Annotated in this window: 23 protein-coding genes; 17 read left to right on the forward strand and 6 right to left on the reverse strand. The window is 68.7% G+C overall.

Annotated features, from left to right (window positions below; genetic code table 11):
- Positions 1 to 41 precede the first annotated feature (41 nt).
- Positions 42 to 923, reverse strand: coding sequence for an SDR family oxidoreductase (locus IEY84_RS22725; protein WP_183549808.1), 882 nt, complete (start codon positions 921 to 923; stop codon positions 42 to 44).
- A gap of 81 nt (positions 924 to 1,004) precedes the next feature.
- Here IEY84_RS22725 and IEY84_RS22730 point away from each other — a divergent pair, with 81 nt between their 5' ends.
- Genes IEY84_RS22730 through yidC form a run of 5 tightly spaced genes read left to right on the forward strand, consistent with a single transcriptional unit; the run spans position 1,005 to position 4,591 of the window.
- Positions 1,005 to 1,748, forward strand: a complete 744-nt coding sequence (locus IEY84_RS22730; protein ID WP_183549806.1) for an enoyl-CoA hydratase family protein — start codon at positions 1,005 to 1,007, stop codon at positions 1,746 to 1,748.
- On the forward strand, positions 1,745 to 2,815 hold the full coding sequence (locus IEY84_RS22735) for an NAD(P)H-dependent flavin oxidoreductase (RefSeq protein WP_183549803.1): 1,071 nt from the start codon (positions 1,745 to 1,747) through the stop codon (positions 2,813 to 2,815). The genes IEY84_RS22730 and IEY84_RS22735 overlap by 4 nt, the downstream gene beginning before the upstream one ends.
- Before the next feature lie 16 nt (positions 2,816 to 2,831).
- Positions 2,832 to 3,401, forward strand: a complete 570-nt coding sequence (locus tag IEY84_RS22740; RefSeq protein WP_183549799.1) for a GNAT family N-acetyltransferase — start codon at positions 2,832 to 2,834, stop codon at positions 3,399 to 3,401.
- Between the two features lie 35 nt (positions 3,402 to 3,436).
- Positions 3,437 to 3,724: a hypothetical protein gene (locus IEY84_RS22745; RefSeq protein WP_183549796.1), complete on the forward strand. Its 288-nt coding sequence runs from the start codon at positions 3,437 to 3,439 to the stop codon at positions 3,722 to 3,724.
- A gap of 54 nt (positions 3,725 to 3,778) precedes the next feature.
- Positions 3,779 to 4,591, forward strand: coding sequence for a membrane protein insertase YidC (gene yidC / locus IEY84_RS22750; RefSeq protein WP_183549793.1), 813 nt, complete (start codon positions 3,779 to 3,781; stop codon positions 4,589 to 4,591).
- A 69-nt stretch (positions 4,592 to 4,660) separates the two neighbouring features.
- Here yidC and IEY84_RS22755 read toward each other — a convergent pair whose 3' ends face one another.
- The 3 genes from IEY84_RS22755 to IEY84_RS22765 all read right to left on the reverse strand — a co-directional run bounded on the left by IEY84_RS22755 (position 4,661) and on the right by IEY84_RS22765 (position 7,934).
- Entirely contained in the window at positions 4,661 to 5,809 is a 1,149-nt protein-coding gene (locus IEY84_RS22755) for an acetyl-CoA C-acetyltransferase (RefSeq protein WP_183549790.1), read from the reverse strand.
- 155 nt (positions 5,810 to 5,964) lie between these two features.
- The gene (locus tag IEY84_RS22760; protein WP_183549788.1) at positions 5,965 to 6,759 is read right to left on the reverse strand and encodes an SDR family oxidoreductase; all 795 of its coding nucleotides are present in this window, start codon (positions 6,757 to 6,759) and stop codon (positions 5,965 to 5,967) included.
- Positions 6,756 to 7,934 carry an acyl-CoA dehydrogenase family protein gene (locus IEY84_RS22765; protein ID WP_183549786.1) on the reverse strand — a complete coding sequence of 393 codons (1,179 nt, stop codon included), beginning with the start codon at positions 7,932 to 7,934 and terminating at the stop codon, positions 6,756 to 6,758. Before IEY84_RS22765 ends, IEY84_RS22760 begins: the two co-directional genes overlap by 4 nt.
- Positions 7,935 to 7,981: 47 nt before the next feature.
- On the opposite strand from IEY84_RS22765, the gene IEY84_RS22770 reads away from it, so the two are divergent.
- The 8 genes from IEY84_RS22770 to IEY84_RS22805 all read left to right on the forward strand — a co-directional run bounded on the left by IEY84_RS22770 (position 7,982) and on the right by IEY84_RS22805 (position 16,427).
- Entirely contained in the window at positions 7,982 to 8,827 is an 846-nt protein-coding gene (locus IEY84_RS22770) for an enoyl-CoA hydratase (RefSeq protein WP_183549783.1), read from the forward strand.
- On the forward strand, positions 8,824 to 9,963 hold the full coding sequence (locus tag IEY84_RS22775; RefSeq protein WP_183549780.1) for an acyl-CoA dehydrogenase family protein: 1,140 nt from the start codon (positions 8,824 to 8,826) through the stop codon (positions 9,961 to 9,963). Before IEY84_RS22770 ends, IEY84_RS22775 begins: the two co-directional genes overlap by 4 nt.
- 123 nt (positions 9,964 to 10,086) lie before the next feature.
- A complete protein-coding gene (locus IEY84_RS22780) occupies positions 10,087 to 10,893 on the forward strand; it encodes a hypothetical protein (protein ID WP_183549776.1) in 807 nt (268 codons plus the stop codon).
- Positions 10,890 to 12,683, forward strand: a complete 1,794-nt coding sequence (locus tag IEY84_RS22785; RefSeq protein WP_183549773.1) for a hypothetical protein — start codon at positions 10,890 to 10,892, stop codon at positions 12,681 to 12,683. Before IEY84_RS22780 ends, IEY84_RS22785 begins: the two co-directional genes overlap by 4 nt.
- A gap of 123 nt (positions 12,684 to 12,806) precedes the next feature.
- Positions 12,807 to 13,793, forward strand: a complete 987-nt coding sequence (locus tag IEY84_RS22790) for an acyl-CoA dehydrogenase family protein (protein ID WP_183549770.1) — start codon at positions 12,807 to 12,809, stop codon at positions 13,791 to 13,793.
- Positions 13,790 to 14,803 (forward strand): acyl-CoA dehydrogenase family protein, encoded by a 1,014-nt coding sequence (locus IEY84_RS22795; protein WP_183549768.1) that lies wholly within the window; start codon positions 13,790 to 13,792, stop codon positions 14,801 to 14,803. The genes IEY84_RS22790 and IEY84_RS22795 overlap by 4 nt, the downstream gene beginning before the upstream one ends.
- Complete coding sequence (locus IEY84_RS22800) at positions 14,800 to 15,669, forward strand: CoA transferase subunit A (protein WP_183549765.1); 870 nt, start codon at positions 14,800 to 14,802, stop codon at positions 15,667 to 15,669. Before IEY84_RS22795 ends, IEY84_RS22800 begins: the two co-directional genes overlap by 4 nt.
- The gene (locus IEY84_RS22805) at positions 15,666 to 16,427 is read left to right on the forward strand and encodes a CoA-transferase subunit beta (RefSeq protein WP_183549763.1); all 762 of its coding nucleotides are present in this window, start codon (positions 15,666 to 15,668) and stop codon (positions 16,425 to 16,427) included. Before IEY84_RS22800 ends, IEY84_RS22805 begins: the two co-directional genes overlap by 4 nt.
- A gap of 170 nt (positions 16,428 to 16,597) precedes the next feature.
- Here IEY84_RS22805 and IEY84_RS22810 read toward each other — a convergent pair whose 3' ends face one another.
- Complete coding sequence (locus IEY84_RS22810; protein ID WP_183549760.1) at positions 16,598 to 17,215, reverse strand: TetR/AcrR family transcriptional regulator; 618 nt, start codon at positions 17,213 to 17,215, stop codon at positions 16,598 to 16,600.
- A gap of 46 nt (positions 17,216 to 17,261) precedes the next feature.
- On the opposite strand from IEY84_RS22810, the gene IEY84_RS22815 reads away from it, so the two are divergent.
- Both IEY84_RS22815 and IEY84_RS22820 read left to right on the forward strand, forming a co-directional pair.
- The gene (locus tag IEY84_RS22815) at positions 17,262 to 18,833 is read left to right on the forward strand and encodes an AMP-binding protein (RefSeq protein ID WP_183549757.1); all 1,572 of its coding nucleotides are present in this window, start codon (positions 17,262 to 17,264) and stop codon (positions 18,831 to 18,833) included.
- 79 nt (positions 18,834 to 18,912) lie between these two features.
- Positions 18,913 to 21,702 (forward strand): FG-GAP-like repeat-containing protein, encoded by a 2,790-nt coding sequence (locus IEY84_RS22820; RefSeq protein WP_183549754.1) that lies wholly within the window; start codon positions 18,913 to 18,915, stop codon positions 21,700 to 21,702.
- Between the two features lie 51 nt (positions 21,703 to 21,753).
- Here IEY84_RS22820 and IEY84_RS22825 read toward each other — a convergent pair whose 3' ends face one another.
- Positions 21,754 to 23,346, reverse strand: a complete 1,593-nt coding sequence (locus tag IEY84_RS22825; RefSeq protein WP_221209174.1) for a cation:proton antiporter domain-containing protein — start codon at positions 23,344 to 23,346, stop codon at positions 21,754 to 21,756.
- A gap of 83 nt (positions 23,347 to 23,429) precedes the next feature.
- Here IEY84_RS22825 and IEY84_RS22830 point away from each other — a divergent pair, with 83 nt between their 5' ends.
- Together IEY84_RS22830 and IEY84_RS22835 are read left to right on the forward strand one after the other, a co-directional pair.
- Complete coding sequence (locus IEY84_RS22830; RefSeq protein WP_183549749.1) at positions 23,430 to 23,690, forward strand: YlcI/YnfO family protein; 261 nt, start codon at positions 23,430 to 23,432, stop codon at positions 23,688 to 23,690.
- A gap of 7 nt (positions 23,691 to 23,697) precedes the next feature.
- Positions 23,698 to 23,949 (forward strand): type II toxin-antitoxin system RelE family toxin, encoded by a 252-nt coding sequence (locus IEY84_RS22835; RefSeq protein ID WP_183549746.1) that lies wholly within the window; start codon positions 23,698 to 23,700, stop codon positions 23,947 to 23,949.
- Positions 23,950 to 24,050: the final 101 nt, after the last annotated feature.

The following is a 24,050-nucleotide window of genomic DNA, read 5'->3' on the forward strand; positions in this document are numbered from 1 at the left end:
GTCCCGCGCCGCCCCACCGGCAGAACTCCACTGAGCAGCGATCAGGTGCCGTAGACCTTCTCCGGCACCGGCGCCTCGCCGAGCAGCTTGCGGAGGGCGGGACCGACGTCGCCGGCATCCCAGCGGGCACCGGCGTCGGCGGAGGGACCGTGTGCCCAGCCGTTCTCGACGGTGATCGTGGTCCCGTCGATCTCGATGACGCGGCCGGTGATGTCGCGGGCCTCCTCGGAGGCGAGCCAGGCGACGACGGGGCTGTTGTCCTCGGGCAGTGCCATGGCGGAGGTGTCGAAGGCGCCCTCGGTCATCCGGGTCTTGGCGACTGGCGCGATGGCGTTGACGGTCACGCCGTAGCGGGACATTTCAGCGGCGGCGACCAGGGTGAGCCCGGCGATCCCGGCCTTGGCGGCTGAGTAGGTGCCCTGCCCGATCGAACCCTGGAGGCCCGCGCCGGAGGAGGTGTTGATGACCCGGGCATCCCGCTGCCGGCCCGCTTTGGACTCGGCCCGCCAGTACGCACCCGCGTGCCGCAGCGTCGCGAAGTGACCCTTCAGATGCACCCGGATGACCGCGTCCCACTCCTCCTCGGAGGTGTTGACGAGCATCCGGTCGCGTACGAAACCGGCGTTGTTGACGAGGATGTCCAGACCGCCGTACGTCTCGATGGCCTGTCGCACCATCGCCTCGGCCTCCGCGAAGTCCGCCACATCGGCGGCGTTGGCAACCGCCTCCCCACCTGCGGCAACGATCTCCTCGACCACCCGCTCCGCGGGCGACTCACCGGTGCCCTCGCCCGCCAGCGAGACGCCGAAGTCGTTGACGACCACCTTCGCGCCATGCCGGGCGAGCTCGAGCGCGTGCGCCCGGCCGATACCTCGCCCCGCTCCGGTGACGATCGCGATCCGGCCTTCGAGCAGTCGAGCCATGGTGGCGTCCCTTTCCAGTCTTGCGTTCAGAAACCAAGCAACTGCTAGGCTACCAAGCAATCGCTAGGTTAGGAACGGACCATGGGCATCTCCACCGAGATCACCGACGAGCAGATCGCCGTCGTCACGATGAACCACCCCCCGGTCAACGCGCTGCCGGTGAAGGGCTGGTTCGAGGTCGCCGACGCAGTCACGACCGCCGCCCACGACGGCGCCCGAGTCGTGATCCTGCGCGCCGAGGGCAAGGGCTTCAACGCCGGCGTCGACATCAAGGAGATGCAGCAGATCGAGGGTTTCGACGGCATCCTCGGCGCCAACCGCGGCTGCTATGCGGCCTTCAAGGCGATCTACGAGTGCCCGGTCCCGGTCGTCGCCGCGGTCAACGGCTTCTGCCTCGGCGGGGGCGTCGGCCTGGTCGGCAACGCGGACACGATCGTGGCCAGCGACGATGCCTTCTTCGGCGTACCCGAGGTCGACCGCGGAGCCCTCGGCGCCGCCACCCATCTGAGCCGGCTGGTGCCACAGCACATGCTGCGTACGCTCTATTTCACCGCCCAGACCATCACCGCCCAGCGTCTCCACGAGCTCGGATCGGTCCACGCGGTCGTCCCCCGCGACGACCTGGACGACAAAGCCCTCGAGGTCGCCCGACAGATCGCGAAGAAGGACCCGCAGGTCATCCGCGCCGCCAAGGCCGCGCTCAACGGGATCGACCCGATCGACGTGAACGCCTCCTACCGCTTCGAGCAGGGCTTCACCTACGAGCTCAACCTCGCCGGCGTGGCCGACGAGCGCCGCGACGCCTTCGTCAAGGATGGCCGATGAGCACCGCCCCCACCTTCCGTACGCCGCTGACCGAGCTCACCGGTGTCGACCACCCGATCGTGCAGACCGGCATGGGCTGGGTCGCCGGCCCGCGGCTCGTCTCCGCGACCGCCAACGCCGGCGCGCTGGGCATCCTGGCCTCGGCCACGATGACCCTCGACCAGCTCGAGAAGGCGATCGTCGAGGTCAAGGGCCGCACCGACAAGCCGTTCGGCGTCAACCTCCGTGCCGACGCCTCGGACGCCCCCGACCGCTGCCGGCTGCTGATCGACCACGGCGTCAAGGTCGCCAGCTTCGCGCTGGCACCCAAACCCGAGCTGATCAGCACGCTCAAGGAGCACGACGTCGTCGTGATGCCGTCGATCGGCGCGGCCAAGCACGCCAAGAAGGTGGCAGGCTGGGGCGCCGACATGGTGATGATCCAGGGCGGCGAGGGCGGCGGCCACACCGGCGCGGTCCCCACCACCCTGCTCCTCCCGTCGGTCCTCGACGCCGTCGACATCCCGGTCGTCGCGGCAGGCGGGTTCTTCGACGGCCGCGGTCTCGCCGCTGCACTCTCCTACGGCGCGGCCGGCATCGGCATGGGCACCCGGTTCCTGCTGACCGCCGACTCCGCGGTCCCGGAGGACGTACGCCGTCGCTATCTCGACTTCGGGCTCGACGGCACCGTCGTGACCACGAAGGCCGACGGCATGCCGCACCGCCTGCTCCGCACCGAGTTCATCGACACCCTGGAGAAGGAAGGGGCGACCGCGAAGCTGCTGCGGACGCTCAAGCGCACGCTCCAGTTCAAGGAGATGTCCGGCTCGAAGTGGTCGACGCTCTTCAAGGACGGCCGCGCGATGGTCCACGGCGGCGACCGGACGTGGGCCGAGGTCGTCCTCGCCGCCAACACCCCCATGCTCCTCCGGGCCGGCCTCGTCGAGGGCGACACCAACGCCGGCATGCTCTCCAGCGGCCAGGTCGTCGGTCTCCTCGACGACCTCCCCACCTGCGAGGAGCTGGTCGACCGCATCGTCGCCCAGGCCGCCGACCGCCTCAAATATCTGGACGCGACCCGGACCTGAGCCTCAGGGCGATCCCATGACGATCGAGGTTCGCCCGGCAGAGGTCTTCGACGACGTACGCACCCTTGTCGGCCCCAAGCGCGACGACGCCAGCGTCTGCTGGTGCCTGAGCTACCGGATCCCCTCGACGATCAACAACAAGATGCGCGGCCAGGAGCGCGGGGAGTTCGTACGCGACCTGCTCGCCTCCGGCCCGCTCGGCGTGCTTGCCTACGAGGGCGACGAGCCGGTCGGCTGGGCCGCCGTCGCCCCGCGTGCGGACACCACCTTCGCCCGCAACCGGAAGATCCCCCACGTCGACGACCTGCCGGTGTGGTCCGTGTGGTGCATCCGGGTCCGGCCCGGCTACCGCGGCAAGGGCATCTCGCACGCGCTCATCGAGGGTGCCATCGACTTCGCGCGCGACCGCGGCGCCCCGGCCATCGAGGCCTACCCGCTCGACAACCAGGGCGCCAAGGTCGACCTGACGATGGCGTACGCCGGGATCCGCAAGAACTTCGAGGCCGCGGGCTTCACCTGGGCCGCCGACACCACCTCGGTCCTCTCCGGTCACCCCCGCGTACTGATGCGGCGCGACCTGAGATGAGGCCCGGCTTGGCCCTGATCGGTACAGTGTGAGTCGTGAATACCGAGACGAGCCGCGTACGCATCGCGCTGGTCGCTCTTTTCACGCTGATGCTCCCGGCGCTGATGAGCGTCGACCCCGAGCAGGCGCTGCTCACCATCGCGGTCTCGACAGCGCTCGCCGCCGTCGCGGTGGGCTCGCTCCACAACGTTCGCTCGTTCGCCCTGGTCAGGGCACGTTCGACGGTCCGCCCGGACGTCTCCGACGGACCCCATCATCTGGCTGCCCGGGTCACCGACCCGGTGTGCTCCCCGCGTCGCCCGCGCGCTCCTGAGCAGTTCTGACTCTCGCCACCGGCGAGCCCGTCAGTCCTACCCACTCAGCTCAGGAGCACACCCATGTCCGTTCTCGCCCCGTTGTCGCATGCCCTCGCCGCCGTCCTCGCCGGCGCCCACCACGTCCTCGCCTCCATCGGCCCGAACGCCAGCTGGCTGCTTGCCATCGCAGCCCTCGTGGTGCTGGTCCGGCTCGCTCTCCTCCCGCTCACGATCCGCGGCGTACGCCACGCTCACGCCTCCGCCCGGGCGCGCCCACAGCTCCAGGCCCTCACGAAGAAGTACGCCAAGAAGGGATCGTCCGGGAGCCCCAGCCAGGACGACGTGATGGCGATGATGGCGGAGCGGCGCAAGATCAACGAGGAGCACGGCGTACCCCGCTTCGCGATGCTCGCCGCCTTCGCCCAGCTGCCGATCTTCCTGGCGCTCTACCATCTGCTCTCCGACGTCAGCCGGGACACTGCGGTCGGCGCGATGAACGACTCGCTGGTCGCCTCGCTCGGGTCAGCCACCTTCCTCGGCACGCCGCTCACCGGCCACGGCTACCTCACCGGCGACACCGCCCACCTGGTGATCACTCTCGGTCTCGCCGCGACCGCTGCGCTGGTCAGCTACCTCAGCCAGCGTCTGTGGGTGCTCCCCAACATGGTCCGCGCCGACCTGCCCGAGTCGATGATCCGGATGCAAGAGCTCATGCCCGTCATCTCCGCCGTCGGAATGCTCCTCGCCGGCAGCACCGTCCCGCTCGCGCTGCTCGTCTACTGGGTCATCAGCGGCCTGTGGACCGCCGGCCAAGCCGCCGTCATCCACCACAGGTTCCCCACCCCCGGCTCCCCCGCCGCTGAGCGCCGCACGCTCAGGCTGCAGCCGGCCTGACCCGGTCGGTCCGGGAGTTGTGAAGCTGAGAGTGGTCTATAGGCCACTCTCAGCTTCACAACTTCAGGATCACAGCCGCTCGATGATGGTGACGTTGGCCTGGCCGCCGCCCTCGCACATCGTCTGCAGGCCGTAGCGGCCGCCGGTGCGCTCGAGCTCGTTGAGGAGCGTTGTCATCAGCCGGGCGCCGGTGGCGCCGATGGGGTGGCCGAGGGCGATGCCGCCGCCGTTGACGTTCACCTTCGAGTGCGGGACGTCGAGCTCCTTCATCCACGCCAGGACGACGGAGGCGAAGGCCTCGTTGCACTCGAACAGGTCGATGTCGTCGACCGTCAGACCGGTCTTGGCCAAGGCGTGACGGGTGGCCTCGATCGGGCCGGTGAGCATCCAGACCGGGTCGTCGCCGCGGACCGAGAGGTGGTGGATGCGTGCGCGCGGGGTGAGCCCGTGGTCACGGACGGCGGCCTCGGAGGCGATCAGCAGCGCCGAGGAGGCGTCGCAGATCTGCGAGGCGACGGCTGCGGTGATCCGGCCGCCCGGAGCGAGCGGCTCCAGGGAGGCCATCTTCTCGAGCGAGGTCTCACGCGGGCACTGGTCGACGGTGAAGTCACCGATTGGCACGATCTCCCGGTCGAACCGCCCCTCGGCGATCGCGGCCTTGGCACGCTGGTGCGAAGCGAGGGCATACGCCTCCATGTCCTCCCGCGAGATGTCCCACTTCTCCGCGATCATCTCGGCGGAGCGGAACTGGGAGACCTCCTGGTCGCCGTAGCGCTTCACCCAGCCCGGCGACTCGGCGAACGGAGTGGTGAACCCGTACTGCTGTCCCACCAGCATCGCCGCCGAGATCGGGATCGCGGACATGTTCTGCAGCCCACCTGCGACGACCAGATCCTGCGTACCCGACATCACACCCTGAGCCGCGAAGTGCACCGCCTGCTGGGAGGAGCCGCACTGCCGGTCGATGGTCACGCCCGGTACGTGGTCGGGCAGCCCGGCCACCAGCCACGCGGTCCGTGCGACGTCGCCCGCCTGCCCGCCGATGGTGTCGCAGCACCCCATGATCACGTCGTCGACGGCTCCCGCGTCGATCCCGGTGCGGTCGACGAGCGCCGTCAGCGAGTGCGCCCCCAGATCGGCCGGATGCACCTCCGCAAGCGCTCCCCCGCGCTTCCCAACCGCCGTACGAACCGCATCGATGATGAATGCCTCACCCATGTGAACTCCTGATCTCCGCCGAAAGGTCGATTTTTGACGCCGAAACGTCAGTAGTTGGGCTCGAGACGTCGATTTCTGGCGCCGAGGGGATCAGGAACTGACTCCTCGGCGTCAGGAACTGACTTCTCGGCGTCGAGAACTGACTTCTCGGGGGGTTAGGCATGTTGGCTGCTCACCGAGACGACCTCGCCGGTCATGTACGACGCGTAGTCGCTGGCCAGGAAGACCATCACGTTGGCGACCTCCCAGGGCGCGGCCGCGCGGCCGAAGGCCTCACGGCCCTTGAGCTCCACCAGGAGCTCGGGGCTCGTCACCTTCTCCAGGAACGGGTGCATCGCCAGCGACGGCGAGACCGCGTTTACCCGGATGCCGTGGGGGGCGAGATCGGCGGCGGCGGAGCGGGTCAGCGCCATCACGCCGGCCTTCGCCGCGGCGTAGTGCGCCTGGCCCTCCTGGGCTCGCCAGCCGATGACGGAGGCGTTGTTGACGATCACGCCGCGCTTCCCGGCGGCCACGAACCGCTGCCCGACCGCGCGGATGCACCGGAACGTCCCGGTCAGAGTGATGTCGAGGACCTTGGACCACTGGTCGTCCGTCATCTCGAGCACCGAGGCGGTGCCACCGAGGCCGGCGTTGTTGATCATCACGTCGACGCCGTCGTACGGCTCGGCCGCATCGAGCAGCGCCTGCACCTGGTCCTCCTGCGTGACGTCGCAGGTCACGGCCGTGATCCGGTCCTCCCCGAACTCCTCGGCGAGCGCGTCGCGCGACTCCTTGAGCCGGCGCTCGTGGGTGTCGGACATGACGACCGCCTCGGCGCCCTCCTCGAGCACCTTACGAACCACAGCAGCGCCGATCCCGGCGCCCGCCGCGGCGGTCACGACGACGACCCGGCCGTGGAGGAGCGAGTGGCCGGGGACGTACGCGGGGGTGGGCTGTTCGAGCTTCATGCACGAGCCTCTCGTGGCAGGCCGAGCACACGCTCGGCGATGATGTTCCGTTGGATCTCGTCCGAGCCGCCGTAGATGGTGTCGGCGCGGGAGAAGAGGTAGAGCGACTGCAGCCGGTCGAGCGCGTAGCCCTCGCCGGTGGTCAGGCCGGCGAGCCCGACGACGTCCATCGCCAGCTCACCGAGCTCGCGGTGCCAGCGGGCCCACAGCAGCTTGGAGACGCTCGCCTCCGGGCCCGAGGAGCCGGAGTCGTACGCAGAGAGCGTCCGCAGCGCATGGAGTCGGAGCACCTCCAACCCGACGTGGGCCTGGGCGAGGCGATCCGCGATGTCCGGGGCATCGATGACACCGGAGGTCCGGGCCGCCTCCTCGACCGTCGCCAGCTCGCGGGCGAAGCCGACCTGCTGGCCGATCGTGGAGACGCCGCGCTCGAAACCGAGTGTCGCCATGGCGACCTTCCAGCCGTCGCCGGGCTCTCCGACCACCAGGTCGGCCGAGGTCACGGCGCCGTCGAAGAAGACCTCGTTGAACTCCGAGGTGCCGGTCAGCTGCTGGATCGGGCGCACGTCGACGCCGGACTGCTGCATCGGGACCAGCAGGTAGGACAAGCCGTGGTGGCGTTCGGAGCCAGGCGTCGTACGGCACACCACGAAGCACCAGTCGGACAGGTGGGCGTTCGAGGTCCACACCTTCTGCCCGTCGACGACCCACTGGTCGCCGTCGAGCCTGGCCCGGGTGCGCACCCCGGCCAGGTCGGAGCCCGCGCCCGGCTCGGAGTAGCCCTGGCACCAGAGCTCTTCCACGGCCACGATCTTCGGGAGGAACCGCTCCTTCTGGGTGTCGGTCCCGTGGGCGATCAAGGTGGGTCCGAGCAGCTCCTCGCCGAGATGGTTGATCCGGACGGGGGCGTCTGCCCGGGCGTACTCCTCGTGGAAGATCACCTGCTGGAACAGCGGCAGGCCGCGCCCGCCGTGCTCCTCGGGCCAGCCCAGACAGGTCCAGCCGTGCTCGGCCAGGTAGCGGTTCCACGCCAGCCGCCCCTGGTACGACTCGTGGTCACGCCCGTTCCCGCCGGTGCCGCGCAACGCCGCCCACTCGCCGACCAGATGGTCGGCCAGCCACTCGCGCACCTCGGCACGGAACGCCTCGTCCTCTGCGGAGTAGGTCAGGTCCATGCCGGACAACCTACCAAACCAAGCACTTGTTTGGTAGCGTCTGCGGCATGAGCGCCACTCCAACCGAGACCAGTGTCGTGACGTACGAGACCCACGGACCCGTCGCGGTGGTCCGGCTGAACCGCCCCGAATACCGCAACGCCCAGAACTCGAAGGTGACCTACGCACTCGACGAGGCGTTCACGCGCGCGACCAACGATGACGAGATCAAGGTGATCGTCCTCGGCGGCAACGGCAAGCACTTCTGCGCCGGCCACGACATCGGCACCCCGGGCCGCGACATCGACGAGAGCTTCGAGCGCAAGGCCGTGATGTGGTGGGACCACGTCGGCAAGGAGGGCGTCGACTCCCGCTTCGCGCGCGAGTCCGAGGTCTACCTCGGCATGTGCCGCCGCTGGCGCGAGCTGCCGAAGCCGACGATCGCGATGGTGCAGGGCGCCTGCATCGCCGGCGGCCTGATGCTGGCCTGGTCCTGCGACTTCATCGTCGCCTCCGACGACGCGTTCTTCTCCGACCCGGTGGTCAAGATGGGCATCCCCGGCGTCGAGTACTTTGCCCACCCGTGGGTCACCAACCCCCGCGCCGCCAAGGAGATGCTCTTCACCGGCGGCCGGTTCTCTGCTTCACAGGCGGAGAGGTGGGGCATGGTCAACCACGTCGTACCCCGCGACGACCTCGAGTCCGAGACGCTCGCGCTCGCCGGCAAGATCGCCGAGATGCCACGCCTGGGGCTCGCGCTGGCCAAGAAGGCGGTCAACCAGGCCGAGGACCTGATGGGCATGCGCGCCGGGATGGACTCGGTCTTCGGTCTTCACCACGCCGCGCACGCCCACAACGCAGAAGTCGGCCAGGACTCGCTCGCGGGGATGAACGCGAAGGCGATGAAGCAGTGACTTTCGACCAGGGGACTCTCGAGTTCACCGAAGCCGAGGAGACGTTCCGCCTCGAGGCCCGTGACTGGCTCGCCGCCAACAACCCCGGCCGACTGCCCTCGATGGACACCGCCGAAGGCGCCGCGGCCCACCGCGACTGGGAGCGCACCCTGGCCTCCGGTCGTTGGTCGGTGGTGACCTGGCCCGAGGCGTACGGCGGTCGCGATGCGTCGCTGACCGAGTGGGTCATCTTCGAGGAGGAGTACTATCTCGCCGGCGCCCCGACCCGCATCTCGCAAAACGGCATCTCGCTGCTCGCACCGATCATCTTCGGCCACGGGACCGAGGAGCAGAAGGAGCGCTACCTGCGCGACATGACCGACGGGACGCTCGTCTGGGCGCAGGCGTGGTCCGAGCCGGAAGCGGGCTCTGACCTGGCTTCGCTCCGCGCGACGGCGACACAGGTCGAGGGCGGTTGGAAGCTCAACGGACAGAAGACCTGGAGCAGCCGGGCGCCGTTCGCCGACCGCGGCTTCGGCCTCTTCCGCTCGGATCCGTCCGCCGAGCGGCACCGGGGCCTGACGTACTTCCTCTTCGACCTCTCGGCCGACGGCGTCACGGTCCGCCCGATCGACCAGCTCGACGGCACCCCCGGCTTCGCCGAGATCTTCTTCGACGACGTCTTCGTGCCCGACGAGGACGTGCTCGGCGGCGTCGGCGACGGCTGGAAGGTCGCGATGTCGACTGCCGGTAACGAGCGGGGTCTCTCGCTGCGCTCGCCGGGTCGGTTCTGCGCCGCCGCCGACCGTCTTCTCGACCTGTGGCAGACCGATCCGCAACCGCATCTGCGCGATCAGGTCGTCGACGCCTGGATCGGCGCCGAGGCCTATCGCCTCTACACCTGGGGCGCCGTCACCCACGTCGAGGCCGGCGGCTCGGTCGGCGCCGAGGGCTCGATCAACAAGCTCTGGTGGTCCGACCTCGATCTCTCCCTGCACGAGACCGCGCTCGACCTGCTCGGCGCCGACGCCGAGCTCGAAGGCCCGTGCCTCGACGACTATCTCTTCTCCCTGTCCGGCCCGATCTACGCCGGCACCAACCAGATCCAGCGCAACATCGTCGCCGAGCGGATTCTGGGGCTCCCCCGGCTCGGCTAGCGAACTGTTGCTCAGACGAGGGGCGTTCGTGAACGAATCGCCCCTGCACACCACCCCCGGGTATGGCAGCATCCGTGCACCCGGATCTACCGGGCTCGGGCACACACTCGGAGCAACACCTTCATGAGAATCACCCCCACACGCTTTCTCGGTGTGCTTGCGGGCTTGGTGCTGGTGGCCGGTACCGCCGGCGCCACGCCGGCGGCCACCTGGCAGATAGGCACCAACCAGCAAACCGCGAAGTCGCTGGACACGACGGTCACGGTGACGGCCAGGATTCCGTCGACTGTCACGCTCAGCAACGCGTCGTCGACCACCGTCCCGGTCGATCTGACGTGGTCGACGACGGCCGATCGGCTCGAGTTCACCGATGACCTGGTGCAACTGCGGATCGAGCAGACCGATGGATACGGACCGGTGAGCACGTCCGCGCAGGTCTCCACACCGACGGGCGCCGGTACGACGCGGATCAACGTGCCCATGATGTCCAACCGTGGCCCGGCCCCGACGCTCAACGGGAAGTACGAGGTCTTCCTGGAAGTCGCCCGCGTGAGGGCACACTTCGACGAGGGTGCGGAGGCGTACGACGACTTCACCTTCGGCAACGTCAAGCTCGGGTCCTTCAGTGTGAAGACCAAGACCGAGGTTGCACTCGAGAGCGCTGGCACGACGAAGACCCTCCGGTTCTCCGGGTCTCTCCGGGCGCCCGGAGAGTACGGCCGCACCCAGGCCGTCCCGGGTGAACTCCTTCGGATCTACTTCGACCCCGCCGGCACCAGCCCCAAAGCGTTGCAGCGCAGCATCTACATGTCGGCCATCGGAACTTTCGATCTCATCGTTCCCCGGAAGGGCAAGGGGACCTGGTCACTCGCTTTCTCCGGATCCACGACTTGGGCGGCGTCCTCCTCGAGCAAGGCGGTGGCGAGTTGAGAACGCCCCGCATCCTCAGTGGTCTCGTCGTACTCGCCCTCGCCGCGGGCGTAGGCCTCCTCTCGGTATCCCAGGACCGCGCCAAAGCAGCCCCCGTCATCAACGAGGTCACCCGGGAGTTCACCGACGGCGACGCCGTCGTGACCGCAAGGATCCGTGTCCAGGACGCGACCGCCAACGCTCGCGGGTGGTGGAACGCCACGGAGGAGAACGTCGTCGTCGACGTGCACTACGAGCACAACGGCACCTCACTCCGGTTCGTGGACGAGGCGGGCAATCGGCCGACGATCTCGATCGCCCGGGCGGACGGAACATCGACTCTGTCGGACTGGACCCTGGCCTCCGTCGACAGCAGCCGCACCCGTGCGCGTGGCGTGCTCTACAACACCGATGGCCGGTTCTCCCTCAGCTTGACCCAGCACGTCATCGTCACCAAGGACGGGCGGGAGCACGAGATCCGTCTCGACGCACCTCAGGCGATCGAGTTCGGGCTCAAACGTGACGTACGCATGGAGATGAATGTCGCTCCGCGAATCGCTCCGTCCGGAAAGACCATGAAGGTCTTCGGCTCGATCAAAGCCACCGATGACGAATCCAGCTACGCGCCGGCCGCCGGCCGAACGGTTGACATATACCTAGACCCCACTGGCACCGAAGCGAAGCGAAAGATCGCGACCGTGACCTCCTCATCCACAGGCGCTTTCTCCACGAGCTTCACGGCGACGACAAGTGGCGTCATCAGCGCCGTGTACGCCGGTTCGGCGACCGAGATCGCTGCCGCGTTGGCCGAGGACATCCGGGTCCACCCCGGCACCGCCTATCGAGAGAAGACCGTCACGATCAAGGTCGGAGACGGCAGCATCAAAGCCCGCGTCTTCACGCCGACCAGCGTCACCGTAGGCACCAAACCAGTCGGCCTGCCCATCGATGTCGAATACATCGGCGGCTGGGACCGGATCCGACTGTGGGGCGATGTCAAGATGTCCGTCTCGCCGCTCAAGGTGGGCTTTGGCGACCGTTTCGGGCCACACCTCATTCATACCCTCGACAGTTACACCGCTCGCGGAACGATCTGGATCGACGGCATGGCTCCGCCGGGCACCTACGCGATCAACCTCAACGGCACTGCGGTCGGCTCCATCGCCGTGAGGAAGGTGACGACGACCAGCATTCGGGCGACTCCTCCTGCTTCGACCACGAGCGTCCGGCACCGGATCGGCGGCACGGTCAAGGCCGTCAACCTCGCCTCGGGCACCTGGGCCCCCGCCTGGCGGCCGGTCGCCGGTCTGGGCGTGAGGCTCTACTTCGATCCGGCCGGAACGACAGGACCGCAATACCGAGCGACCGTGAAGACAAGCACGTCGGGGGCATATTCCTACTCCACCGCCGTCACCACGCCAGGCCGTTGGGTCGCCCGCTATCCCGGCTCGGCCTCATACGCCCCGTCCGAGGCGCTGACGACCACCAGGCAGGCGACCTTGGCGAGGATCAACGCGTCCACCAAGACGCCCCGACGCGGCGCACGGGTCACGTTCGCCGGCGACCTGAAGGCCGTCAAGAAGACCTCGGTCGGGCCGCGCTGGCGGCCTCTCGCACGGACTACGGTGAAGATCTACTTCGACCCGGCGGGCGCCGCCGGTCCCGCGCTGAAGCGCACGCTCACCACCACCTCGACCGGGATCTACCGCACGTCGATCCAGGTGCGGGCCAAGGGGTACTGGATCGTCAAGTACGCCGGAACGACGAGATACGTACCAGCTTCACGCCGCGTCCTCGTCGATCCTCGCTGACGATGCCGTCGGAGCGCCGCCTGCAAGTCGCAGGCGGCGCTCTGATGGTTTTCGGACGCCTTCTCGACGACCAAGCATTTGCTTGGTAACCTCACTGTGCAGCGGTCACACAAGGAGGAGCACATGCGCTTTGGACGTACGCCGGAACAGACGGCGTTCGCGGACGCCCTCGACGATCTGTTGGGGGCGGCCGACACTCCGGGCGCGGCACGTTCGTGGGCCGACGGGGACCCTGCACTCGGGCTTTCGTTGTGGCAGCGCCTTGCAGAACTGGGAGTCGCGGGACTGCTGGTGCCCGAGGAGTACGACGGATTGGGCGCGTCCCCCGTCGACGTGACTGTCGCGTTCGAGAGGCTCGGGTATCACGGGGTTCCTGGTCCTTGGGTCGAGTCCGTCGCCGTCCTCCCAGCGCTACTGACACAGGCAGACGAGGCAAAGGTGCTCGCCGGGATCGCCTCGGGACAGGCCGTCGCCACGCTCGCGGCCCCACGGTTGACACCCCGGGCGCTCGATGCGGACGTCGCCGACCACGCTTTCGCGCTCACGACCACCTCCGCGCTGTACCGCGCTGAGCCTGGTGACCGACATGGATCCGTCGATGCGACACGTCGCCTCTTCGACCTCACGCCAACCGAGCAGATCGCTACCGTCGACGCCGGTCGGTCCCTGGATCTCGGAACTCTGGCCTGCAGTGCCCAGCTCCTCGGAGCCGGCAGCAGGCTGCTCCACGCCTCCGTCGCGTACGCCAAGCAGCGCCACCAGTTCGGCAAGCCGATCGGGGCCCAGCAGGCGGTGAAGCACCTGCTCGCGGACGTACGCGTCGCCCTGGACTTCGCGGCCCCGTTGGTGCACAACGCGGCCGTCGACCTCGAGGCGGAGGCGCCGACGGCGGCCCGGTCGGTCTCGGCGGCGAAGGTGGCGGCTGGCGATGCGGCGTACCTCGCTTCGCGGACTGCCCTCCAGGTCCACGGGGCGATCGGCTACACCCGCGAGTTCGATCTGAGCCTGTGGATCCTCAAGGTCCGCGCGCTGGTCGGCGCGTGGGGCACCCCGGCCGAGCACCGGGCACGGATCCTCGAGTCGCTGGTCTCCGGGGAGGGCGCCCGATGAGGTTCGCGCTCACCGAGGAGCAGTCCGACCTGGTCGCCACGGTGCGTACGTTGGTCGCCAAGCGCGCGACCTCGATGGACCTGCGCGCCGCGATGGCCACACCGGAGGGCTACGACACCGTCCTGTGGCAGACGCTCACCGAACAGATCGGGGTCGCGGCGCTGGCGATCCCGGAGGAGTACGACGGGGCCGGCTGCACCTACCTCGAGGCGCACCTCGTGCTTGAGGAGCTCGGCGCCGGGCTCACCCCTTCGCCGCTGCTGGGCCTGCTGCTCGCCACCGAGGCGCTCCTGATCGGCGGCAGCGACGAGGCCAAGCGGCGGTTGCTCCCGCAGATCGCGGCCGGCACGACCGCGGCCCTCGTCATCGACGACGACCTCGTCCTCGACGACCTCGTCCTCGACGCCCCCGGCGCCGAGATCCTGCTCGCGCTCGATGGCGACGAGCTCCTCGAGGTCGTCGACGCCGAGGTCACTCCGATCGATGCCCTCGACCAGACGCTCCGCTTCGGCAAGGTGCGCTACGACAGGACGCAGGCGACCTCGATCGGCGCTGCCGACGCGAACCGCATCCACGCCGTCGGCGCGACCGCGATGACCGCCCTCCAGGCCGGCGCCGCCGCACGAGCGCTTGAGATCACGGTCGCCTATCTGAAGGAGCGCCACCAGTTCGGCCGCCCGCTCGGCTCGTTCCAGGCGCTGAAGCACCGGTGTGCCGACCTGCTGGTCCAGACGGAGACCGCACGCACGATGTCCTGGGCGGCGGCCTGGTCCGTGGGACAGCCCGACCAGGGCGTACGGGCGTCGTTGGCCAAGTCCTGGTGCAGCGACGCGTTCTCGCAGGTCGCAGCCGAGATGATCCAGCTCCACGGGGGCGTGGCGATCACCTGGGAGCACGACGCCCACCTCTACTTCAAGCGCGCCCACGCCACCGCCCAGCTCTTCGGGCGGGCGGCCGAGCACCGGCGCGCGGCAGCAACCGACCCCACCACCATCGAGGGAGCCCGATGATCGACAAGACCCTGCCGCTGAGCGAGGTGACCAGCAAGATCGAGTCCGGGATGACCATCGGGATCGGCGGCTGGGGCTCCCGCCGCAAGCCGATGGCGCTGGTGCGCGAGATCCTGCGCAGCGATATCACCGACCTGACCGTGGTCGCCTTCGGTGGCCCCGACGTCGGTCTCCTCGCCCGCGCCGGCAAGATCCGCAAGCTCGTCTACGGCTTCGTCTCGCTCGACTCGATCCCGCTCGACCCCAACTTCACCCGCGCCCGCGAGCGGGGCGAGATCCCGGAGACGAGCGAGTACGACGAGGGCATGTTCGTGGCCGGGCTCAAGGCGGGCGCCAACCGGCTCTCGTTCCAGCCGATCCGCGCCGGCCTCGGCAGCGACGTACTGGCGATGAACCCCGACCTCAAGACGGTGAAGTCGCCTTATGACGACGAGGAGTACGTCGCCGTCCCCGGGCTCCGCCTCGACGTCTCGCTCATCCACCTCAACCGCGCCGACGCGGCGGGCAACGGGCAGTACCTCGGCCCCGACCCCTACTTCGACGAACTCTTTGCGATGGCCGCCGACACCACGATCATGTCCGTGGAGCAGGTCGTCTCGACCGCCGACCTGACCGCCAAGGCCCCGCCCCAGACGCTCCTGGTCCCCCGGATCTTCGTCAATCACGTCGTCGAGACCCCGGGCGGCGCCCACTTCACGCTCTGCGAGCCCGACTACGGCCGCGACGAGGCGTTCCAGAAGGCGTACGCAGCTGCCGCCCGCTCCGACGACGACTGGACCGCCTTCGAGTCCCGGTTCCTCTCCGGCGACGAGGCCGCCTACCAGGCCGCAGTCGAAGCGTTCACCAACGAGGGAGACACCCAGTGACCACCCAGACCACCACCCAGACCGTCACCCGGGCCGACGTCTGCGTCGCCGCCGTCTCCGATGCCTTCAAGGACTCCGGCGAGGTGCTCGCCCACGCCGTCGGGATCGTGCCGGCCATCGGCGTACGTCTGGCCAAGGCCACCCACACCCCCGAGCTCGCGCTCAGCGACGGTGAGGCGTTCATGATGGCCGAGGCTCCGCCTCTGCTGAAGACCGCTGCCGCAGGGGGAACCCCGGAGGCCTGGGTGCCTTTCCGCAGCATCTTCGACATCGTCGCCAGCGGCCGCCGGCACTCGATGATGGGTGCCAGCCAGATCGACCGCCACGGCAACCAGAACATCTCCTCCATCGGTGACTGGCGTCAGCCGAAGCGGCAGCTGATCGGCGTCCGCGGCGCTCCGGGCAACACCGTCAACCACCGCGTCGACTACTGGGTCGCCAAGCACTCCGCCCGGATCTTCGTCGGGAGCGTCGACGTCGCCAGCGGCGTCGGCAACGACCGCGCGGTCGGCACCGCCGGCCGCTTCCACGACCTCGGCATCATCGTCACCAACCTCGCCGTCTTCGGCTACGACGAGTCGGGGCTGATCAAGGTCAGCTCGATCCACCCCGGCGTCACCCCCGAAGAGCTACAGGAGGCCACCGGCTTCGAGATCGACACCAGCGATGCGCCGCTCACCCGCGAGCCCACTTCGGAGGAGCTGAGGATCATCGAGGCAGAAGACCCCAAGGGTCTCCGCTTCAAAGAGGTCCCGTAAGACACCCGCCCGCCGGTCGACACGGGTTCGTGAGGAACGAACGAACCCGTGTCGAGACCAACACAGTCCCCTGTCGCGCTCGATGGGACTGTGTTGGTCTCGACACGCTCGGCCGCAGGCGGCCTCGCGGCTCGACCAGCGGGGCCGGCCCATGGCTCGACCAGCGAGCGTCAGGCGAGGATGCCGGCGTGGAGCAGCTTCAGATACTGCTCCGCGAGCGTCTCAGGGGTGTGCCGACCCCCAGGCCGATACCAGGAGACGGTCGACCAGACGCCGTCACGGATGAACCGGTAGGTCAGCGCCGGGTCGAGGGATGCCTGGAAGGCACCGGAGGCCTGCCCGGCCTCGATGACCCGGATCCACAGCGCCTCGTTGTCGCGGGAGCGCTCGGCGACGAACTCGAAGCCTTCGACCGTCGCCAGGAAGGACGCCTCGTTCTGGTAGAGCGCAACCGCGAGGCGCTCGCGGTGGATCGTACGGAACGACTCCGCGATCAGCCCGTCGAGATCGGCCTGCGGGTCGACTCCGGACTCCACGATCTCGGTGAACCGCGCGTTGAGCCCGTCGAGGAACCCGGACAGCAGCTCGGTCAGCATCGCTTCCTTGGAGCGGAAGTGGTGGTAGAGCGAGCCGGAAAGGATCCCCGCAGCGTCCGCGATGTCACGTACGGTCGTCTGGGCGAAGCCCTTGGTCGCGAACATCTCCGCCGCCAGTGTGAGCAGCTCGGCTCGTCGTGACGAGCCCGACGCCGTCCCCCGCCTTCGCGGCGCAACCCCCGTGTCAGTCATGGACGGAGTCTACCAAACAAGCAGTTGCTCAACTACGCTTGGCCGGATGACCCCCCGCACGATCCCCGCCCTGATCGAGAAGGCCAAGCAGACCTACGCCGACCGCCCGGCGATCGTCGACGGCTCGACGACGCTCACCTACACCGGGCTCGCCGACGCAGCCGCCGCGGCCGCACGCGCTTTCCTGGCCGGCGGCGTACGCAGCGGCGACCGCGTCGCCATCTGGGCGCCCAACCGTTGGGAGTTCCCGGTCGCGGTCCTCGGCGCGCAGACGATCGGAGCGACCGTGGTGCCGCTGAACACTCGCTATCGCGGGCACGAGGCCCGCGAGATCCTGGACCGGTCCCGAGCGACCGCGCTGGTCACGGTCAACGGCTTCCTAGGCACCGACTACGTCCAGATGCTGCGGGACGCCGGCCCGCTCCCGGAGCACCTGCTCACCATCGTCGACCTCGCCAGGGAGACCTCCGACTCGGCCCTCGGCTCGGTCATCGGGTGGGACGAGTTTCTCGCCAAGGGCCGGGAGATCTCCGACGAGCGATTCGAAGCCGCCAAGGCGACGGTCACCCCCGACACCCTGGCCGACCTGCTGTTCACCTCCGGCACGACCGGGAAGCCGAAAGGCGTGATGAGCGCCCAGCGTCAGACGATCGGCGTCGGCGACGTCTGGGCGCGCGGCGCCAAGCTCACCCCGGAGGACCGCTACGCCATCGTCAACCCGTTCTTCCACGGCTTCGGCTACAAGGCAGGGTTCATCGCGGCGTTCACCTCGGGCGCGACGATCTATCCGATCCCGACCTACGACCCGACCCAGACGCTGAAGCTGATCCAGGACGAGCAGATCACCGTCCTCCCCGGCGCTCCCACGATCTTCACCACGCTCATCAACCACCCCGACCTGAAGGCGTACGACCTCTCCTCGCTGCGCTTCGCGATCGCCGGCGCCGCGAGCGTTCCGGAGAGCCTCTTCGCCGACATGCGCGACATCCTCGGGATCGACGAGGTCAAGGGCGCCTACGGGCTCACCGAGTGCCTGGTCGCCACCACCACCCGGCCCGGCGAAGATCCCGCGCACGTGGCCAAGGTGGTCGGACCCGCCGTCGAGGGCCTGGAGATCCGCACCGTCAACGCGGCCAGCGATGACACCGAACCCGGTGAGGACGGCGAGGTCTGGATCCGCGGCGACGCCGTCATGCTCGGCTACTTCGAGAATCCCGACGCCACCGCGGAGGCGATCGACGAGAACGGCTGGCTCCACACCGGCGACGTCGGCTTCCTGGACGAGCACGGCTGCCTGAAGATCACCGACCGGATCAAGGACATGTTCACCGTCGGCGGCTTCAACGTCTATCCCGCCGAGGTGGAGAACACCCTCGCCGGACACCCTGGCATCGTCGAGGCCGCCGTCGTCGGCGTCTCCGACGCACGCCTCGGCCAGGTGGGCAAGGCCTTCGTCGTCGTACGCGACGACGACCTGACCCCCGACACGATCGCAGCCTGGCTCAAGGATCGCCTCGCCAACTACAAGCAGCCGAGGGCGTACGTGCTGGTCGACAGCCTTCCGCGCAATGCCAGCGGCAAGGTCCTCAAGACGGATCTGCGCGAAACCTCGAAATAACCCCGAAATTGGTGAGACACCCCCCGGGGCAGGGTGTAGGTTTCCGGAGCCCATCTTTACTTCCCCCACGGAGGCTTCGATGCCCCGACGCGCCAAGATCGCGTCCATCTCCGGCACCATCCTCGTGATCGGTGCCGCGACCGCGGTCGCGCTGCCGACCATGCTCGACGTCGACCTCACCACCCCCGGTGCCAGCACGACCGGCTCCCTGGCCGCCTTCCAGGCGGCCTCGTCGAAGCCGGCGACGCTCCCGGACGGCCCGGTGGAGGCTCACGTCGACGAGATCGATCTGACCACGAAATCAGGCGAGGAGACCGGCGGAACCACGCTGGCGACCGAGCCACGCAGGACCGTCCTCACCAGCGTCCCCCAGGACGTCACCGGCTTCGGTGTCGTCGGCATGACCTGGTCCCCGGACAGCGACATCGACCACGACACCATGAAGGCCAAGGTCCGCACCAAGACCGACGGTGCATGGTCGAAGTGGCGGCCCATGGAGGTCCACGTCGACGAGCACGGCCCCGACGCGGGCAGCGCCGAGGGGAAGGGCGTCCGTGAGGGCACGCGCGAGTTCCTCGTCGGCCACGTCGACGAGGTCCAGACCCGGGTCGTCGTCCCGGCTGGCGCCGAGGTCCCCGAGGATCTCGAGCTCGCCGTCATCGAGCCTGGCAAGCCTGACGACACGATCGAGGAGCTCCCCGAGATCGATACCGCGGAGGGCGCCAAGAAGGCCCCGTCGACGCACAAGAAGAACGAGGACGCCGACCTCAACCTCGCCGCCGCCGCCTACACGCCGAGCCCGCGGATCTACAGTCGCGCCCAGTGGGGTGCCGACGAGTCGATCCGCGACCAGGTCGCGCCGACGTACCGCACGATCCACGGCGGCTTCGTCCACCACACCGCCGGGACGAACGACTACACCTCGGCCGACGTCCCCGGGATCATTCGGGGGATCTACGCCTACCACGTGAAGACGAACGGCTGGCGCGATGTCGGCTACAACTTCTTCATCGACAAGTTCGGCCGGATCTGGGAGGGCCGCAACGGCGGCGTCGCGCGGCCGGTCGAAGGCGCCCATACCTCCGGCTACAACACCGACAGCTTCGCCGCCTCCGCGCTCGGCAACTTCGAGACCGCCCAGCCGACTACAGAGCTGATCCAGGCCTACGGCGCTCTCTACGCCTGGAAGCTCTCGCTGCACGGCATCAGCGCAGGCGCGACCAACGTGAAGATCGACGGCACCACGTTCTCCCACGCGATCAAGGGCCACCGCGACGCCGTCAACACCGCGTGCCCCGGAGCGAACCTGTACGCCAAGATCCCCGCCATCCGTACGCTGGCCGCCGGCCTCCAGAAGAGCTGGTCGGGACGCGACCTGGAGTCCAACATCACCGGCACCAGCCACTCCGACCTCGTCGCGCGGCGGAAGTCCGACGGCAAGGTGTTCACCGTGCGTACGGGCGGATTCGCCGGCTTCAACAGCACCCAGAAGTCGACGACCTTCGGCAGCACGGTCCGCGCCCAGGTCGTCACCCCTGACATCACCGGCGACGGCAAGGCCGACCTGATCCAGGTCCGTCGGAACGGCTCCGCGGGCATCCGCAAGGGGCGCGGCAACGGCACCTTCGCGCCGGTCTACAAGAATCTGCCCTACACCAAGTTCCGGGGCGTATCGCTGATCACCGCGGTCGGAAACATCGGTAGCACCCGCCACAACGACCTCGTCGGCAAGTCCTCGACCGGCAAGCTGGTGCGGTTCTTCGGCAACGGCCGCGGCGGCTTCGACCGCAAGACGACCACGCGCTCGCTGTCCGGCTTCGGGCTGCTCGCCGCGACCGGCGACGTCAACCGCGACGGCAGGCGCGACCTGATTGGCCGCAAGTCCGGGGCGCTCTACTACCTCAAGGGCACCGGCCGAGGCACCTTCACCACCGCCGTACGACTCCCCGCACGCAGCCCTTCGTGGTCTTCGCTGGTCCAGATCACCGGCTACGGCGACTTCACCGGCGACGGCCGTGGCGACCTGATCGGCCGCGACAAGTCAGGCCGTGGCTGGGTCTACCCCGCCAGCGGATCCAGCTTCGGCAAGCCGCTGGGCCCGTACGCAGGGGTGACCCGCACCCTCGTCGGCGCCGCCAACGTCACCGGCAACCGCCTGCCCGACCTGATGATGAAGGGCGGCTCGACGCTCTACGTCAAGCCAAACAACGGCCGCATCAACCTCGCCAAGCCGATCTATTCCGGACTGAGGCTCACCTCGGCCAAGGTGCTGATGAACGCCGGCGACTGGAACCGGGACGGCAAGGGCGACCTCCTCGCCAAGCTCTCCGACGGCACGCTGCGTCTCTACCGCGGCAACGGCAGCGGCGGCTTCTCCAGCGGCGTCGTGATCGGGAGCGGACTGGGCTCGGTCAACGTGCTCGACGCCGTCGGTGACGTCACCGGCGACGGCTACCCCGACGTGATGGGCCGCACCTCGGACGGCAGGATCAAGCTCTGGCCGGGCAAGGGCACCAGCAGGGTCGGCACCTCGATCGTGATGCGCTCCTCCGCCTCCGGCACCCGCCTGGTCGGGGTCGGCCGCTGGAACTCCGGCAACACCCCGGACGTGCTCTTCGTCAACGGTCGCTCCCTGGTCGTCCACGAGAGCAACGGCCCTGGTGGCCTGGTCTCCTACCGGACCCTGTCGGTCAACCTCTCCGGCTACAACGCGGTCCTCGGTGTCCGGGACCTCCGCGGTGGCGCCGGCGGTGACCTGCTCGCCCGCTCCGGGGGCTACCTCTACGCGTTCCAGCGCGGGACCGGCGGCACGAGCATGAGCCGCACCTACCTGGGTGCGCTTTCGACGGGGTACGACCTGCTCGGCTGACCCGAGTTGTGAAGCTGAGAGGGGCCTATGGGTCACTCTCAGCTTCACAACTCACGCAGAGAGCTGGCGTTCCTGGTTGACCCGGATCGCCTTCTCGGCGAGGTCGGAGCCGGCGGAGGCATACAGGTTCAGGACGGCGTGGGCGCCGCGCTTCTTGAGCTCGTCGCGCTCCTCGGGCCGCAGGGCGATCGCAGCCACTGTGCCGGTGAAGCCGAGCTTGCGCAGCAGGTCCATCGCGAGCAGGTTGTCGCCGTGGAACGGCATCGTGAGGACGACCAGCTCCATGCCAGCGCCCTTCTTGACCCGCTCCCAGAAGTCCTGGTCGGTCGCGTCGGCCTCGACGACGTCGAAGCCCTCGGCCTTGAGCGAGCCGGCCCGCAGCGAGTCGTGCTCGATGCCCAGCACCTGGTAGCCCTGGGTCTCGCACAGCTCCTCGTAGGTCGTACGTCCCACCCGGCCCATCCCGACCACCAGCGCCTTGGCGCCACCGAGGTTGATCGGCCGGTCGGCCTCCTGGAGCCGCTCGGGCTTCCGCTCCGGCAACGCCCGGTTGAGCAGGTTGATGAACCTCGCGGCGTACGCATTGAAGACCGCGGCCACCAGGAACGAGAGCGAGGTGGCCACCGCGAGCACCGTCTGCCACTGGGCCGACGCCAGCCCGGTCGCGGAGGCGATCACGATCACGATCAGTCCGAACTCGGAGTAGTTGGTCAGCGTGAACGAGGCCAGTGTGGCGGTGCGGTAGCGCAACCCCATGAGCACGAAGATCACGACGTAGGCGGCTGCCTGGAGCGGCAGCAGGATCTGCAGCACGGTGGCGAGCGCGAGGTCCTCGAGAGATGGCACCCCGGTCAGCCCGATGCTCAGGAAGAAGGCGATGAGCAGGAGCTCCTTGGTGCTGAACAGCACCTTCGCCAGCGCCGGCGCCTTCGCGTGCGACCCGAGGAGCACGCCGACCACCAGTGCGCCGAGGTCGCCCTTGAGCCCCACGGCCTCGAAGAGCCAGTAGCCCGGTACGAGCGCGATCGCCAGGCCGAAGAGGGCGGTCAGCTCGGTGGAGGTGATGCGGTCCCAGACCCGGTGGGCGAGCCAGGCGCCGGGAAGGAGCAGCACCAGCGCGAAGACCCACGGCGAGGGCCAGTGACCCTTGGAGACGGTCAGGAACACGACCGCGACGATGTCCTGCATGACCAGCACGCCGATCGCGATCCGACCGTAGAGGGTGTTGTTGTCGTGACGCTCGTCGAGGACCTTGATCGCGAAGACGGTCGAGGAGAACGAGAGGACGAAGGCGATCAGCGCCATCTCCGCCAGGTCGGCATCGGCGAGGAGCGCGAAGCCGAGCGGTGCGATCCCGACCAGCAGACCCACGCCGACGATCACGCTGAAGCCGAGGTGGGCGAAGGTGCTCAGCCACACGTCGGGTCTCAGCAGCGACTTCACGTCGAGCTTGAGGCCGATCCCGAACAGGAGCAGCGTGACACCGAGATCGGCCAGCGTGTGCAGTCCTTCGAGCTCGCCGACTCCGGCGGCGTGCAGCCCGAACCCGGCGGCCAGGAAGCCGACCAGGGGCGGGAGCTTGAGGAACATCGCGACCAGCCCCGCTCCTAGTGCGACGAGCAGGTAGAGCGCGGTCAGCGACATATTCGGATATCCCCCAGGCTGAAACTCGACGTTCCGACACACGTACGATACCGCGTGATACCACCGCGGGTTACGCTGGGTCCATGGCAATGACACTGCGACTCAGCGAGGCCGACGACCGGCTGCTGACCGACCGCGCCCGGACGGAGAACCGGTCCAAGCAGGAGATCGCCCGCGAGGCCATCCGCGCCTATCTGAACGACCACGACCGGCGCGTCGAGGATCTCGAGGACGATCTCGCCATCGCGCGCTACTCCCTGCGACGCGAGCTCGGCGAGGTCAGCTACACCCCGCACGCCGAGGCTCGCCGAGCCCTCGGCCTCGACGGCCCGGTCGGCGAGTGACCTGCCGGTGACCTATCAAGTCGTCTGGGCCGACGAAGCGCTGCGCTCGGCCGAGGCGTACGTCGACGACGACCCCATCGGCCTGATCCAGGTCTTCGACACGATCGACACCCTGGCCGAGACCCCGCGCGACGTCGGCGCCTACGCGTGGGGGAAGGACCGCTACCGTCTCCGTGTCGGTCGCTACCGCATCGTGTACGTCATCGAGGAGCGTCACATCACCGTCGCCGTCATCCACCTGGGTCGCCGCAGCGTCTGACCCCCGTCGTCGAGACCAACACAGTCCCATCGAACGCCGAGGAGACCGTGTTGGTCTCGACACGCTCGCTGGCGCTCGCGGCTCGACCGACGGGAGAGACT

Source organism: Nocardioides albus (assembly GCF_014648255.1).
Classification (GTDB): Bacteria; Actinomycetota; Actinomycetes; order Propionibacteriales; family Nocardioidaceae; genus Nocardioides; species Nocardioides albus.